Source organism: Zoogloea sp. (genome assembly GCF_028689785.1).
Lineage (GTDB): Bacteria > Pseudomonadota > Gammaproteobacteria > Burkholderiales > Rhodocyclaceae > Zoogloea.
In genome coordinates this window covers 20,419-32,400 of record NZ_JAQVCN010000058.1, presented here as the reverse complement: position 1 = coordinate 32,400, position 11,982 = coordinate 20,419, and the positions used below count along the sequence as shown (strand labels likewise).

At 65.7% G+C, this 11,982-nt stretch carries 9 protein-coding genes; 6 read left to right on the top strand and 3 right to left on the bottom strand.

Annotated elements, in window-relative coordinates; genetic code table 11:
• The 3 genes from PHI64_RS18970 to PHI64_RS18960 all read left to right on the top strand — a co-directional run.
• A partial coding sequence (locus PHI64_RS18970; protein WP_299886277.1) for a carboxyltransferase domain-containing protein occupies window positions 1–1,722 on the top strand: 1,722 nt, incomplete at its 5' end.
• Window positions 1,723–1,738: 16 nt separating this feature from the next.
• On the top strand, window positions 1,739–3,538 hold the full coding sequence (gene atzF / locus PHI64_RS18965; RefSeq protein WP_299886274.1) for an allophanate hydrolase: 1,800 nt from the start codon (window positions 1,739–1,741) through the stop codon (window positions 3,536–3,538).
• Window positions 3,539–3,785: 247 nt separating this feature from the next.
• Window positions 3,786–4,745, top strand: coding sequence for a cytochrome-c peroxidase (locus PHI64_RS18960; protein ID WP_299886282.1), 960 nt, complete (start codon window positions 3,786–3,788; stop codon window positions 4,743–4,745).
• Window positions 4,746–4,944: 199 nt separating this feature from the next.
• Here the strand turns inward: PHI64_RS18960 and PHI64_RS18955 are convergent, their stop codons facing one another.
• On the bottom strand, window positions 4,945–5,271 hold the full coding sequence (locus PHI64_RS18955; RefSeq protein WP_299886272.1) for a 2Fe-2S iron-sulfur cluster binding domain-containing protein: 327 nt from the start codon (window positions 5,269–5,271) through the stop codon (window positions 4,945–4,947).
• A 266-nt stretch (window positions 5,272–5,537) separates the two neighbouring features.
• On the opposite strand from PHI64_RS18955, the gene PHI64_RS18950 reads away from it, so the two are divergent.
• From PHI64_RS18950 to PHI64_RS18940, 3 genes are all read left to right on the top strand, one after another.
• Complete coding sequence (locus tag PHI64_RS18950) at window positions 5,538–7,208, top strand: sigma-54-dependent Fis family transcriptional regulator (RefSeq protein ID WP_299886269.1); 1,671 nt, start codon at window positions 5,538–5,540, stop codon at window positions 7,206–7,208.
• A 134-nt stretch (window positions 7,209–7,342) separates the two neighbouring features.
• Window positions 7,343–9,343: an acyl CoA:acetate/3-ketoacid CoA transferase gene (locus PHI64_RS18945; protein WP_299886266.1), complete on the top strand. Its 2,001-nt coding sequence runs from the start codon at window positions 7,343–7,345 to the stop codon at window positions 9,341–9,343.
• Window positions 9,344–9,519: 176 nt separating this feature from the next.
• Window positions 9,520–10,023 carry a phasin family protein gene (locus PHI64_RS18940; RefSeq protein ID WP_299886263.1) on the top strand — a complete coding sequence of 168 codons (504 nt, stop codon included), beginning with the start codon at window positions 9,520–9,522 and terminating at the stop codon, window positions 10,021–10,023.
• 306 nt (window positions 10,024–10,329) lie between these two features.
• Here the strand turns inward: PHI64_RS18940 and pstB are convergent, their stop codons facing one another.
• The gene (pstB, locus tag PHI64_RS18935) at window positions 10,330–11,124 is read right to left on the bottom strand and encodes a phosphate ABC transporter ATP-binding protein PstB (RefSeq protein WP_299886260.1); all 795 of its coding nucleotides are present in this window, start codon (window positions 11,122–11,124) and stop codon (window positions 10,330–10,332) included.
• Window positions 11,125–11,136: 12 nt separating this feature from the next.
• Window positions 11,137–11,979 (bottom strand): phosphate ABC transporter permease PstA, encoded by an 843-nt coding sequence (pstA, locus tag PHI64_RS18930; protein WP_299886257.1) that lies wholly within the window; start codon window positions 11,977–11,979, stop codon window positions 11,137–11,139.
• Window positions 11,980–11,982: the final 3 nt, after the last annotated feature.

Here is an 11,982-nt window from a genome sequence, read left to right as displayed (position 1 = left end):
GGCCCCCACGGCGCGCCGGATTTCTTCACCGACCCGGACATCGCCCGCTTCTTCACCACCGACTGGGAGATCCACTACAACTCCAGCCGCACCGGCGTACGCCTGATCGGGCCCAAGCCCGAGTGGGCCCGGACCGACGGCGGCGAGGCCGGCCTGCACCCTTCCAACATCCACGACAACGCCTACGCCATCGGTGCCATCGACTTCACCGGCGACATGCCGGTGATCCTCGGCCCGGACGGCCCCAGCCTGGGCGGCTTCGTGTGCCCCTCTGTCGTCATCCAGGCCGACCTGTGGAAGCTCGGCCAGCTGCGCCCGGGCGACACCCTGCGCTTCGTACCGGTGAGCGCCGCCACCGCCGCCCGGCGCCTGGCCGAGGCCGACGCCGCCCTGGGCGACGCGAATGCGCCCCTCGCCCCCCCCGTCGTCGCCGAACCCGAGACGGTCACCACCCCGGTGTTGGCCGAACTGCCCGCCGCCGGCGAGCGCCCCCGGGTGGTCTATCGCCAGGCCGGCGACGCCTACCTGCTGGTGGAATACGGTCCGCTGGTGCTGGACCTGGAACTGCGTTTCCGCGTTCACGCCCTGATGGACTGGCTCAAGGCCCACCCCCAGCCCGGCATCATCGACCTGACCCCGGGCATCCGCTCCCTGCAGGTCCATTTCGACGCCCGCCGCACCGACCGCAGCGCCCTGCTCGCCGCGCTGCAGGCTGCCGAGGACGCGCTGCCTGCCATCGACGACATGGAGGTGCCCAGCCGCACGGTGTACCTGCCCCTATCCTGGGATGACCCGGCGACCAAGCTCGCCATCGAAAAGTACATGCAGTCAGTGAGGAAGGACGCCCCCTGGTGCCCGTCCAACATCGAGTTCATCCGCCGCATCAACGGGCTGGACAGCATCGACGAGGTGTACCGCACTGTCTTCGAGGCCAGCTACCTGGTGCTGGGCCTGGGCGACGTCTACCTGGGCGCCCCGGTGGCCACCCCCATGGACCCGCGCCACCGCCTCGTCACCACCAAGTACAACCCGGCCCGCACCTGGACCCCTGAGAACGCCGTGGGCATCGGCGGCGCCTACATGTGCGTGTACGGCATGGAAGGCCCCGGCGGCTACCAGTTCGTCGGCCGCACGGTGCAGATGTGGAACCGCTGGAACCACGGCGCCCGGGGCACCGGGCAGTTCGACAAGCCCTGGCTGCTGCGCTTCTTCGACCAGGTGCGCTTCGTGCCGGTGGGCGAGGCCGAGCTGCTGCAACTGCGCAAGGACTTCGCCGCCGGGCGCGCCCGCGTGCGGATCGAGGAAGGCGTCTTCCGCCTGGCCGACTACCGCCGCTTCCTGGCCGACGAGGCCGCTCCCATCGCCGCCTTCAAGGCCCGCCAGCAGGCCGCCTTCGAAGCCGAACGGGAGCGCTGGAAGGCCGCCGGCCAGGCCGAATACATCAGCGAGGCCGACATCGCCGCTGCCGCCGCCGACTCCGAGCTGGACCTGCCCGAAGGCGCCCGCCTGGTTGCCAGCTACGTACCCGGCAACATCTGGAAGGTGCTGGTCGAGGCCGGCCAACAGGTCAAGGCCGGTGACCCGCTGGTGATCGTCGAGTCCATGAAGATGGAGTTCACCGTCACCGCCCCCGAAGACGGCGAAGTGCTGAAGCTCCTCTGCCGCGAAGCCACCCCCGTTGCCGCCGGCCAGGATCTGTTGATCCTGCACACCACACACTGAGATGAGAGACACCCCCATGCTGCCCCCCAGCCTAGACCTCACCACCCTGGCCGCCGCCTACCGCAACGGCCTCAAGCCCTCCGAGCTGTTCGCCCACCTGCACGCCCTGGCTGCCGCCGACACGCACCACGCCTGGATCAGCTTGTTGCCCGAGGCCGAACTGCTGGCCCGCGCCCGCGCCCTCGACGGGCAGGATCCAGCCGGCCTGCCCCTCTACGGCGTGCCCTTCGCGGTCAAGGACAACATCGACCTGGCCGGCCTGCCCACCACCGCCGGCTGCCCCGACTACGCCTATGCCCCCGCCGACAGCGCCCCCGTGGTGGCCCGCCTCCTCGCCGCCGGGGCCATCCCCCTCGGCAAGGCCAACCTGGACCAGTTCGCCACCGGCCTCAACGGCACCCGCTCGCCCTACGGCGCCTGCCGCAACGCCCTGCAGCCCGATTACATCTCCGGCGGTTCCAGCTCCGGTTCGGCGGTGGCCGTGGCGGCGGGGCAGGTCAGCTTCTCCCTCGGCACCGACACCGCCGGCTCCGGCCGGGTGCCGGCTGCCCTCAACAACCTGGTCGGGCTCAAACCCACCTGCGGCCTGCTCTCCACCCGCGGCGTAGTGCCCGCCTGCCGCTCCCTGGATGCGGTGTCGATCTTTGCCCTGACCGCCGCCGACGCTGCTGCGGTGTTCGGCGTAGCCCGCGGCTTCGACCCGGACGACGCCTACAGCCGCGAAGCCCGGCCCCACGGCCGGCGCTTCAACGCCGGCCAGCCCTTCCGTTTCGGCGTCCCCCGGGAGGCACAACGCGCCTTCTTCGGCGACATCCACAACCCCGCCCTCTTCGAAGCCGCCATCGCCCGCCTGGAAGGCCTGGGGGGTAGCTGCGTCGAGCTCGACTTCAGCCCCTTCCTGGAAACCGCCAGCCTGCTCTACGGCGGCCCCTGGGTGGCAGAGCGCTACCACGCCATCCGCGACTTCATCGAACAGAAGCCCGGCTCGGTCTTCCCCGTCACCCGGGAGATCACCCTGGGCGGCGGCAAGGCCAGCGCCGTGGAAGCCTTCGACGCCTTCTACCGGCTCAAGGCCTACAAGCGCCGCTGCGACGCCGCCTGGAACGAGGTGGACCTGATCCTCACCCCTACCGCCGGCCGCCACCCCACCATCGCCGCCATGCAGGCCGATCCGATCCGGCTCAACACCGAGCTGGGCTACTACACCAATTTCATGAACCTGCTGGACTACTCGGCCGTGGCCGTGCCCGCCGCCTTCCGCTCCGACGGCCTGCCCTTCGGCGTCACACTCCTCGCCCCCGCCCACCAGGACGGCCCCCTGCTGGAACTGGCCGCCCGCTGGCAGCACAGCACCGCCTTGCCCCTGGGCGCCACCGGCCAGCCCCTGCCGGAGGCCTCCGCACCCGCCAGCGGCGTGACCGACGGCATGCTGCGCGTCGCCGTATGCGGCGCCCACCTGTCAGGTCTGCCCCTCAACGGGCAGCTCACCCAGCGCAAGGCCCGCCTGGTCGGCGCCGTACGCTCGGCACCGGAGTACCGCTTCTACGCCCTGGCCGGCGGCCCGCCCCTGCGCCCTGGCATGGTCCGGGTCGCCGAGGGCGGGGCCAGCGTCGAGATGGAAGTGTGGGAACTGCCCGCCAGCGAATTCGGCAGTTTCGTAGGCGGCATCCCGGCGCCTCTGGGCATCGGCAAGGTCCGCCTGGAGGATGGCAGCCTGGTGAGCGGCTTCATCTGCGAGAGCGCCGGCCTGGAAGGCGCAGAAGACATCACCCACCTGGGCAGCTGGCGCACGTGGCTGGCGAGCCGGACCGCTTGAGCAAGCAGGACGGCGTCCCCGAAATCACCATTCACCTGCGCGGCACCCAGACCCCATCAGACTTTCCAAGCGCGTATGCCTTAAGCATTCATTAAGCCTCCGCAAGGACAATCAGGCCCACCCCCGGAGCATCCCGCGCCACCCCGCCGGGATGCAACCGGGCGATCTTTCCCAGCCCCTTGCCCTTATTCTGGAGCGCTCCATGTTCTTCAAACTCAGTCCTGCCCTGGCCGCAGTCATCTACGCCATGGTACCCCTGTCGGCCCCCCACGCCGCCCCGGCAAACGAACCCATCCAGCCCATCAAGGCCATACCCGTCACCAACCCCGCCGCCGTCGAGCTGGGCAAGATGCTGTTCTTCGACCCGCGCCTGTCCAAGTCCGGCTTCATCTCCTGCAACTCCTGCCACAACCTGTCCATGGGCGGCTCCGACAACCTCAAGTCGTCCATCGGCCACGGCTGGCAGAAGGGGCCCATCAACGCCCCGACGGTGCTTAACTCCCGCTTCAACCTGGCTCAGTTCTGGGACGGCCGCGCCGCCGACCTGAAAGCCCAGGCCGGTGGCCCCATCGCCAACCCCGGCGAGATGGCCTACAGCCACGAACTGGCGGTCTCCACCCTGCGCACCGTACCGGGCTATCGCGGCGCCTTCCGCAAAGCCTTCGGCAACGACGAAGTGAACATCGAGCGCATCACCCAGGCCATCGCCAGCTTCGAAGAAACCCTGGTGACGCCCGATTCACGCTTCGACAAATGGCTCAAGGGCGACCGCAAGGCCCTCAGCGTCGACGAGCTGGCCGGCTACAAGCTGTTCAAGGAAAGCGGCTGCGTGGCCTGTCACAACGGCCCGGCGGTGGGGGGAAATTCCTACCAGAAGATGGGCGTTGTCGAAACCTACAAGACCAGCAACCCCGCTGAAGGACGCGTTGGCGTAACTGGCCAGGACGCTGACCGCTTCAACTTCAAAGTGCCCACCCTGCGCAACGTGGAGCTCACCTACCCCTACTTCCACGACGGCGCCGCCGACACCCTGGGCGAAGCCGTGGACACCATGGGCCGCATCCAGCTGGGCCGCAAGTTCAGCCCCGAGGAGAATGCCCGCATCGTCGCCTTTCTGAAAACACTGACCGGCCGCCAACCCAGCTTCCCCATGCCCATCCTGCCCCCGTCCGCCGACGCAACGCCGCGGCCCCGCCCCTTCGAGTAAGGCGCCACAGCCGAAAAAATCGGCCGTCACATTCCAGTGACGGCCGTTGAAAACCAGGAAGCCCGCCGGGAGAGGGAGGTGAAACAGACGGGCTGCGCCCCTGGTTGAAGACACTGATCGATACGGAATGGAATATCCGTGAGGTCGAATTCCATCGATCTCGACATGCCGCAGAACCTCCCGTGCTGCGGCTGGACGTTCAACCTGATGTGCTGCCCGCCTGATCCAGGGCCTTGCACATCTTCCCCACTACGGTCACCGACATCTCTCCCCGGGGATAGACCCGGCAGGCGAGCACCACACCGCGGGTTTCTTCTTCCTCGCTGATGCAGGCCCGGCTCATCTTGCGGGCCTCGTAGCTACCGGCGTCGATGTGCACCTTGCACACACCGCAGCCACCGCCCCGGCACCCCACAGGGATGCCGCGCCGGCCCAGCACCTCCATGCCGCGCAGCAGGCTCAGGTCGGACGCGCAGGGGTAGTCCTCCCCGCTGTTCTCAATATGAATACGGTACTTCTCGGCCATGGTCTCCTCCTGGTGGGCGGCCCGGGCATGGTCACACTGCGGTGACTTTGGTCAGAATGCCTGTCTCGCCATTTTCTCGAGATTTTGTATTATTATCGCTAATGAACTTATAACGCAAGTTGATACGCGCCTAACAGCCTGCCGTGCAGGCCTGCCGCGAATGCTTTTTCCCTGCGTGGTATAAGGCGATGCCTTCCGCCGCCGCGGCCTCCGGGCCGGACACCACAATTCCTATCGAGCGGCGAAGGACATCCGGAGGAGAAGACTTGAGCGACATCCGCTACCCGCAGAACAACGACCTGCGCAGCCTCGTGCACTTCTGTGCCGAGAAGGGGCTGATCTGGCTCGGCGAGAGCCGCATGATCCTGATGCACGCGGCCGCCCTCGCCGAGCTGCGCAAGGAGCTCATCAACTCGGTAGGCATCGACCAGGCCCGGCGCATCCTGACGCGCATGGGTTACGCCTCCGGGGTGCGGGACGCCGAGCTGGCCAAGAAAATCCGCGTCGGCCAGAGCCTGCAGGACGCGTTCGTGGTCGGCCCCCAGTTGCACATGCTCGAAGGCATGGTGCATGTCTCGCCGGTGAGTCTCGACTTCGACCTGGAGAAAGGTCACTTTGCCGGCGAGTTCATCTGGGAAAACTCCTGCGAAGCCGAAGTGCACGTGCGCGAGTTCGGCCACGCTGAACACCCGGTGTGCTGGATGGAGATTGGCTACGCTTCGGGCTACACCTCCGCCTTCATGCGCCGCTTCATCCTCTTCAAGGAAGTGGAATGCTCTGCCACCGGCAGCAACCGCTGCCGCATCGTCGGGAAGCCGGTGGAAGAATGGCCCGATGCCGCCGAACACACCCCCTACTACGAGGCCGACTCCATCGTCGGGCGCATGTTGGAGTTGCGCAACCAGGTGGATGCCTTGCGCGCGTCCCTTGAGCGGGGCCTGCCACGCCAGAACCTGATCGGAGCCTCGTCCGGCTTCCGCCACGCCTACACCCTGATCGAAAAGGCCGCTGCCACCCAGGTGACAGTACTGCTGCTGGGCGAGACCGGTGTCGGCAAAGAACGCTTCGCCCGCGCCCTGCACGAGATGAGCGGGCGTGCCGCCGGCCCCTTCGTGGCCATCAACTGCGCCGCCCTACCCCACGACCTGATCGAATCCGAGCTCTTCGGCGTCGAAAAAGGCGCCTTCACCGGTGCCCAGGTGTCACGCATGGGCAAGTTTGAGCGGGCCGACGGCGGCACCCTCTTCCTCGACGAGATAGGTGAACTCCCCCTCGCCGCCCAGGCCAAGCTGCTGCGGGTGCTGCAGGAAGGCGAAATCGAACGCCTCGGCGACGAACGGACCCGCAAGATCAACGTGCGCCTGGTGGCAGCCACCAACGTGGACCTCCAGACAGCCGTGAAGACCGGGCGCTTCCGCAGCGATCTCTATTACCGCCTCAACGTCTACCCGGTGGTCATCCCCCCCCTGCGCGAGCGCCTGTCCGACATCCCGCTGCTGGTGGAGGCCATGCTGCGGCGCTTTGGCGCCCTGCACGGCAAGCGCGTGCCCGGCCTCACCGACAAGGCGATGCGCGCCCTCAAGGGCCACACCTGGCCCGGCAACATCCGCGAACTGGAAAACCTCATCGAGCGCGGCATGATCCTCGCGCCCCAAAACGAAGCCATCGAGATCGAGCACCTGTTTGCCGAGCCCCAGGAATTCGAAGCCGTCAGCCACGGCATCGACGCCACCGGCAACCTGGCCGCAGCCCCAGGGACGGGAGACAGGGAACAGCTATGCCGCCAGGTCATGCAGGCCGGCGTCAGCCTAGACGAGTTGGAACAGGCCCTCATCCAGCACGCGGTCAGGGAAGCTGGCGGCAACCTCTCCGGCGCCGCCCGCCGCCTGGGCCTCACCCGCCCACAGCTGAACTACAGGTTGAAGAAGAAGGAGTGAGCCGGCAGAAAGGGCATTGATCTGCACGAGCAAGCGGCCGGGCGTGGTCGGGCAACAGCCCGGCCGCCATGACGATTCACTGGCTTTTCGGTATCGTTCGGGGATCCCGCACGCGTCGCAACAGGAGAGGATCCATGACCCAGAAAACCCCGCATTTCGTGCGTCCCCAGGGCCGCAACACCGGCAAGATCGTCAGCGCCGCCGACGCCGTGCGGCTGATCCGCGCCGGCGACACGGTGGCCACCACTGGCTTCGTTGGCATTGGCTTTCCCGAGAACATCGCCATCGCCTTGGAGCAGCGCTTCCTCGAGACCCGCGAGCAGGACCCAGAAGGCCGCGGTCAGCCCGCCGGCCTGACCCTGGTGTACGGCGCCGGCCAGGGCGACGGCAAGGACAAGGGCCTCAACCACCTGGGCCACGAAGGGCTGGTGAAGCGTGTTATCGGCGGCCACTGGGGGCTGGTGCCGCGCCTGCAGGAGCTGGCCGTGTCGAACCGCATCGAGGGCTACAACCTGCCTCAGGGCGTCATCACCCACCTGTACCGCGACATCGCCGCCGGCAAACCCGGCACCCTCACCCGGGTCGGCCTGGGCACCTTCGTTGATCCTCGTTTCGGCGGCGGCAAGGCTAACGCGTGTACCACCGACGATCTGGTACGGGTCATGGAGATCGACGGCGAGGAATACCTCTTCTACAAGGCCTTCCCCATCAGCGTCGGCATCATCCGCGGCACCACCGCCGACCCGGATGGCAACATCACCATGGAAAAGGAAGCCCTGACCCTCGAAGGCCAGGCCATCGCCATGGCGGCACGCAACAGTGGTGGCATCGTCATCGCCCAGGTGGAGCGCATCGCCGAGGCCGGCTCCCTGAGCCCGCGGCAGGTGAAGATCCCAGGCATCCTTGTGGACTGCATTGTGGTGGCCGAAAGGCCCGAATGGCATATGCAGACCTTCCTGGAGCAATACAACCCGGCCTTCTCCGGAGAGATCCGGGTGCCCGTCACCTCCCTTGAGCCCATGGAGATGAGCGAGCGCAAGATCATCGCCCGCCGGGCCGCCATGGAGCTTACCCCCAATGCGGTGGTGAACCTGGGCATCGGCATGCCCGAGGGCATCGCCGCAGTGGCCGCCGAGGAGCGCGTCATCGACCTGATGACGCTCACCGCCGAGCCCGGCGTGATCGGTGGTGTTCCCCAGGGCGGCCTCAACTTCGGGGCAGCCATCAACACCGCAGCCATCGTGGACCAGCCCAGCCAGTTCGACTTCTACGACGGCGGCGGTCTCGACATCGCCTTCCTTGGTCTTGCCCAGGCCGACATGCAGGGCAACCTCAACGTCTCCAAGTTCGGGCCCAAGCTCACCGGTGCCGGGGGCTTCATCAACATCAGCCAGAACGCCAAGAAGGTCGTCTTCGTGGGCACCTTCACCGCTGGCGGGCTGGAGGTGACCCTGGACAGCGGGCAACTGAAGATCCTGGTCGAGGGCAAGGCAGTGAAGTTCGTGCATGAGGTGGAGCACCGCACCTTCAGCGGCCCCGAGGCCCTGCGCCGCAAGCAGCCGGTGCTCTACGTCACCGAGCGCTGCGTGTTTGAACTGACCCCCGATGGCGTCGAACTCACCGAGGTCGCGCCTGGTGTGGACATCGAGCGCGACATCCTCGCCCACATGCGCTTCGAGCCGCTCATCCGCGGCACACCGCGCTTGATGGACTCGCGCATCTTCCGCGACGAACCCATGGACCTGCGCGGCACGATCGTGACAGTGCCCCTCGCCTCGCGCTTCCATTTTGACTCAGCGCAGAACATCTTCTTCATCGACTTCGAGAACCTGCGCCTGCGCAAGGCCACCGATATCGAGGAGATCCGCAGCCACATCGAGGACATCCTCGCCCCCCTCGGCCGCAAGGTTCCGGCGGTGGTGAACTACCACGGCTTCGACATCCAGGACGACCTGCTCGAGCCCTACACCAACATGATCCAGGGCCTGATGGAACGTCGCTATAGCCAGGTCACCCGCTATGCCACCAACACCTTCCTGCGGGCCAAACTGGGTAACGCGCTGTCAGCCCTTCACCTGCCCCCGAAGATCTTCGACTCGGCCGAGGAGGCCCGGGCCGGTCTCTCCACCCCTTGATGCGGGGCTCCAGCGCAACACCTGTTGCTGCGCTGCAACATAATTTATCAAAAGCATCATTTATTTATGCAACGCCCCTTCTCCGTGCATGAGCGTGTGATATCGTTTTTGGCAAGAGGCTGCGGGAGACAACAAGTCTGCGTCTCTAACTGTTCAACAACAATGTGGAGAAAACTATGGCGACCAAGCAAGAACAGCAATTCAACGAGATCCAGAAAAAGAACCTTGAGGCCGCCATGCGCCTCGCCCAGTTGTCGATCGAAAACTCCCAGCGCATCATGGAGCTGCAAGTCGGCACCGCCAAGTCCCTGTTTGAAGAAGGTGTGGCCAACGCCAAGGCCCTCTCCTCCGTCAAGGATCCGGCCGAAGCCCTGAACCTGCGTACCGCCTACGCCCAGGCCACCACCGAAAAGATGCTCTCCTGTGCCCGCGAGATCGCCGAGATCACCTCCAAGACCCAGGCCGAAGTCGGCAAGATGGTCAGCGAGCAGCTCACCGGTGGCGGCCAGGACATGTTCGAATCCCTGCAGAAGATGTTCAAGGGCATGCCGATCGGCGACAACAACGCCCTGGGTTCCATCCAGAGCGCCATGGACACCGCCCGTGCCGCCTACGAGCAGATGACCAAGGCCTCCACCGAAGCCTTCCAGGCCTTCACCAAGATCAGCCCGAAGAAGTAATCGGCGCGATCCTGCTGTAGCCAACGGCGCCCTCGGGCGCCGTTTGTGTTTGTGGGGGTCGAATTGACTCGACTTCAGTCGCCTGAATCATCGGCATGCCTTTAATTCGGGTCCGAGGTTGAGTGAATTCGACCCCACGGCCGATCCAGCCAGCGTCACCACGTCCGACAAACGCCTTCTGCCTGCTCCTCTACCTTTGCCGCATACAAATTGAAAAAAGGACACCTGCCCCTGAAAGGCAGATGTCCTTCTCGCATCCACTCCCCTCGCCCTGGAAGACCTTCGGCCTCCAGGGCGCTGCGGCCATCAGCCGAAGCGGCCGGTGATGTAGTCCTCGGTTTCCTTCTTCTTCGGACGCAGGAAGAGCTCGTCGGTCACACCGTATTCGATCAACTCGCCCAGGTACATGTAGGCGGTGTAGTCGGAGATCCGCGCCGCCTGCTGCATGTTGTGGGTCACGATAACGATGGTGAAATCGTTCTTCAGCTCGATCACCAACTCTTCGATGCGCGAGGTGGAGATCGGGTCGAGGGCCGAGGTCGGCTCGTCCAGCAACAGCACTTCGGGCTTGACCGCGATACCGCGGGCAATGCACAGACGCTGCTGCTGACCACCGGAAAGGCTCATGCCGCTCTGGTGCAGTTTGTCCTTCACCTCGGGCCACAGGGCGGCCTTGACCAGCGCCCACTGGACCCGCTCTTCCAGCTCGGCGCGGCTCAGCTTCTCGTGCAGGGACACGCCGAAGGCGATGTTGTCGAAAATCGACATGGGGAACGGCGTCGGCTTCTGGAACACCATGCCCACCCGCGCCCGCAGGGTGGTGACATCCACCTTGGGGCTGAGGAGATTCTCATTGTTGAGGAGGATCTCGCCCTCGGCCCGCTGGTTGGGGTAGAGGTCGTACATGCGGTTGATGGTGCGCAGCAGCGTTGATTTGCCACAGCCGGAAGGTCCGATGAATGCCGTGACCTTGTTCTTCTCCATCTCGAAGTTGATGTTCTTCAGCGCCAGGAACTCGCCGTAGTAGAAGTTGAAGTTCCGGAACGCAATCTGCGTCGGACCGGTGATGACACTCTGCTTGGATTGGTTGGCTGCTTGCATGGGAAGACTCTTTTAATGGAGTTTTTCGGCGCGGAACATCACGCGGGCAATAATGTTGAGGCCAAGGACACCCAGGGTGATCAGCAGCACGCCGGCCCAGGCCAGACGCTGCCAGTCCTCGAAGGGACTCATGGCGAACTTGAAGATGGTCACCGGCAGGTTCGCCATCGGCTCGTTCAGATCAAGGCTCCAGAACTGGTTCGACAGGGCGGTGAAGAGCAGCGGTGCGGTCTCGCCGGCGATACGCGCCACGGCCAGCAGCACACCGGTCACCACACCACTGCGGGCCGCACGCAGGGTCACCTTGCGGATCACCACATGCTTGGGCGCCCCCAGGGCGAAAGCCGCTTCCCGCAGGGAGCCCGGCACCAGCATCAGCATGTTCTCGGTGGTGCGGACCACGATGGGCAGTACCAGCAGGGCCAGGGCGACAGCACCGGACCAGGCCGAGAACTTGCCGGTGGTGGCCACGATCACCGCATACACGAACAGGCCGATAACGATGGACGGGGCAGACAACAGCAGGTCATTGACGAAGCGGGTCACCCGGCCAAGCAGGGTGTAACGACCGTACTCCGCCAGGTAGATGCCGGCCATGATGCCGATGGGCGTACCGACCAGGGTACCGAGCCCAACCAGGATCAGGCTACCTACAATGGCATTGGCGAGACCACCGGTTTCGGCCCCCGGCGGCGGCGTCATTTCAGTGAAGAGAGACAGGGACAGGCCATCGATCCCCAGCTGGATCACGGTGAGCAGGATCCAGGCCAGCCAGAACAGGCCGAAGACCATGGCCGCCATGGACATGCCGAGAGCGACCTGGTTGGTCAATTTGCGACGGGCGAGAAGTTCCATGGA

Excerpts from the sequence above, each read along its gene's own strand:
- atzF (WP_299886274.1), top strand. The coding sequence starts at position 1,739 with ATGCTGCCCCCCAGCCTAGACCTCACCACCCTGGCCGCCGCCTACCGC.
- PHI64_RS18960 (WP_299886282.1), top strand. The coding sequence starts at position 3,786 with ATGGTACCCCTGTCGGCCCCCCACGCCGCCCCGGCAAACGAACCCATC.
- PHI64_RS18955 (WP_299886272.1), bottom strand. The coding sequence starts at position 5,271 with ATGGCCGAGAAGTACCGTATTCATATTGAGAACAGCGGGGAGGACTAC.
- PHI64_RS18945 (WP_299886266.1), top strand. The coding sequence starts at position 7,343 with ATGACCCAGAAAACCCCGCATTTCGTGCGTCCCCAGGGCCGCAACACC.
- PHI64_RS18940 (WP_299886263.1), top strand. The coding sequence starts at position 9,520 with ATGGCGACCAAGCAAGAACAGCAATTCAACGAGATCCAGAAAAAGAAC.
- pstB (WP_299886260.1), bottom strand. The coding sequence starts at position 11,124 with ATGCAAGCAGCCAACCAATCCAAGCAGAGTGTCATCACCGGTCCGACG.
- pstA (WP_299886257.1), bottom strand. The coding sequence starts at position 11,979 with ATGGAACTTCTCGCCCGTCGCAAATTGACCAACCAGGTCGCTCTCGGC.